A 3,003-nucleotide genomic window follows, 5' to 3' on the forward strand; every position below is an offset into this window, starting at 1 on the left:
CCAGCCGCTGCACGCCTACGACCGCGGCCTGGTCCAGGGCACGATCGGCGTGCGCTCCGCCCGTGCTCAAGAGCACAGCCAACGACCGCGCATCCGTCCGCGCCCGAAACCTGGCATATCTCGCATACAGCCCATGTGGCCTCACTCCGCCCACCATAGCGGAAAAACCGTAAAGTATATTCCTCACGGTTAAGGTAGACAATTTTCAGTTTTGTGACTAAGTGGGGCGAGGACGGGCGAAACAGCAGGCCGGCGCACATCGTTTCACCTCATATGTGCGTTACACGTCAAGTTTCCCCGTCCAGCACATGTCTCGTTATCTCGGCCACACCGCACGAGAATCACTCCCGATCGTTTCAGCGCAGGGAGTGTCCGATCCGTTCTTGTGGAGGCTCCTTCGTCGAAGCGCTCAATCTCGACGCCCCTGGATCGCATTCGCTGCAATCGCCCCGGCCCCACAACGTCGGCAATGACGCCCGGCAGAAGGGCAGGTTTTAGTTTTGCGTTCCTGGCGCTCATGCCTTGTACTGGTGAACGGAGCCCCTTATGCCCTCCCCTCGTTCGGCCGCCTACCAATCGACCCTTCACTCCTTCTCGCCGCCGGTTTCATCGCTTCATCCCGTACCGCCGTAGGACAGGAGGTTCCCGGAAACGCACTCGGGCGGTCGACGTAACCTCCGGCGCAGCAATCGTTTTCCGTGCAACACAGGTGATCCGGAATCGACGTTTCGTAAAGTTCTGACGAAAACCCGCCGTAGCGGCGGCTCGTTCACCGCTGCCCCATACTCAGCGAACCTATCGCGCCCACTCACCTCCTGGAGCATGCAAATGCTCCGGCGACCCACGCTGCGCCCGGCCGCACTTTGTGGCGGCCCGTCATCGAGGCGATGGTGTTCCCCATCTTCTTCGCTGTGATGTTCGCGCTCTGCTATGTCAGCGCGTTCCACAGCCCGACGCCGCATCATGTCGGGGTCGTGGTCGCTGGGCCGCAGTCCGCCACGTCGGCCTTGGTCGAACAGCTCGCGCCGAACGTCGGGGACAAGTTCGACCTCGCGACCACAACGGACACCGCAGCAGCACTGGAGCGACTGCAAGGCCGCGAGATCGCCGGCGTGATCGAACTGGGGACGCCGATGAACGTCCACATCGCCTCCGCCGAAGGGCCGATGCGGGTTCAGGCTGTCGAGGGATTGGCCCAGCCGCTGGCAGCTGCCCAGGGGCAGCAGGCGAATATCATCGATCATGCACCTCTCGCGGCTGACGACCCGACGGGTTCTGCACTGTTCTACCTGCTGGTGGTGTGCACAATCATCGGCTACTTGACAATTACCGTGCTCGCGCAGGTTGCTCCGGCGATGGAGCTGCGTGTCAAACTCGGTGTGCTCGCGGTGATGGCGGTCATCGGCGTGATGGTGTCGTACTTTGTCTCCGCCATCTTCGTCGGGTTCTACGAAGCATCCTTCGTCGAAAATCTCGGCCTGTTGGCTGTGATCTTCACGTACACGTTCACCGTCGGATTGGTCAGTATTCTCGCCAACCGCGTGTTCGGTAAGACGGCGATCATGATCGTGATGCTGTTGATGATCTTCCTCAACTTCCCGAGCGCAGGCGCAGCCTTCCCAGCGGACTTTCTCCCCGGATTCTGGTCCGGTCTCAGTCACTTCTGGATCGGCGCCGGAGCGATGGACGCAGCACGCTCGATCGTCTACTTCGGAAGCACGGGGATCGGCCACGGGCTGTTGATCCTGGGTGGATGGCTCCTGTTGACGGTGGTCCTTCTTGTACTCACCCATCTGCGTAAGCCCACGCCGACGACTTCGCCCGCACACGCTTCCCACTGACAGACTCCACGGCGCACCCGGCCCCGACACAGTGCCGCCCGTAATACTTTCGGGCGGCACTGTGAGGCTCGGGGCGGCACAGTGAGAACAAGCACCTTATTCTGTACGACTTCTGCGAGAGGAACTCTCATGAATCGCCTTGCTGGCAAGAAAATCGTCATCACCGGAGCCGCGAGCGGGATCGGGCGCGCCGCCGCCGAGCTCATGGTCACAGAGGGCGCAAGTGTCCTGATCGCTGACCTCGACGGGGACGCCGCCTCGAATACTGCTGCCGAAACCTCCCGCTCAGAGGTCGGGGATCGCGCCGTAGGTATCGCGGTCGACGTGATGGACGAAAATCAGTAGCCACCATGATCGACCGCGCTGCCACCGAATTCGGCGGTATCAATGTTCTGTGCAACCACGTCGGCGGAAGCAACCCGCGTAAGGATCTCGACCTGTTGCGCCTCGACCTCTACGAGTGGGACCGGACGATGGCGTTGAATGCCCGAAGCACGGTAGTCACCTCACAATTGGCGCTGCCACATACGCTCGTCGCCGGCGGCGGTTCGATCATCAACACCGCCTCGATCGGAGGTCTCGCTGGGGATACTCTCCAGTGCGCCTACGGCGCAGCGAAAGCGGCTGTCATTCGCCTGACCCAATACATTGCCACTCAGTACGGTAAGCAAGGAATCCGTTGCAACGCTGTTGCTCCGGGTGCGGTCATGACACCCGTCCTTCCGCGACAACGTCCCCGCAGAGGTCATCGATGAAATCCGGCAACACAACGCCCTCGATATGATCGGTGATCCCGAGGACATCGGCTGGGCGATGGTCTACCTCGCATCGGACGAGTCCCGATACATGAGCGGTCAAACGCTGGTACTCGACGGGGGTCTCACCGCGCAGAGTCCCATCGCCGCGAGCCGCCGCGTATTGCTCGATCGCTGACAACAACCCCTAGTTCTGGCCCACTTTCCGTGAGGGATTGCCGCTCACTCCTCATCGGCTCACCAATCCGCCGTCATCGATCAATCCGGAGACCGAGGCAACCCCTCTTCACGCTCTCGGAGAGGGCACAGGCACGGACTTGTCGAGGCTGGTCGACTGCGTCAAGCTCGATTACATTTGGGCACCAAAGTAACGGGGACCATGCGGCGCCGATGGCTCTGACAATGCT

General features: G+C 61.3%; 2 protein-coding genes and 1 pseudogene. All 3 read left to right on the forward strand.

What is annotated here, in order from left to right:
* The first annotated feature begins 887 nt into the window (after window positions 1-887).
* The 3 genes and pseudogenes from ABT116_RS41485 to ABT116_RS41495 all read left to right on the forward strand — a co-directional run bounded on the left by ABT116_RS41485 (window position 888) and on the right by ABT116_RS41495 (window position 2,774).
* Window positions 888-1,841, forward strand: a complete 954-nt coding sequence (locus ABT116_RS41485; protein ID WP_206030026.1) for a hypothetical protein — start codon at window positions 888-890, stop codon at window positions 1,839-1,841.
* 204 nt (window positions 1,842-2,045) lie between these two features.
* Window positions 2,046-2,596: pseudogene (locus tag ABT116_RS41490) on the forward strand (SDR family NAD(P)-dependent oxidoreductase).
* 25 nt (window positions 2,597-2,621) lie between these two features.
* Entirely contained in the window at window positions 2,622-2,774 is a 153-nt protein-coding gene (locus ABT116_RS41495; protein ID WP_003945965.1) for an SDR family oxidoreductase, read from the forward strand.
* The last annotated feature ends 229 nt before the right edge of the window (window positions 2,775-3,003 follow it).

The organism is Streptomyces sp. NPDC002130, from assembly GCF_040296465.1.
Taxonomy (GTDB): domain Bacteria; phylum Actinomycetota; class Actinomycetes; order Streptomycetales; family Streptomycetaceae; genus Streptomyces.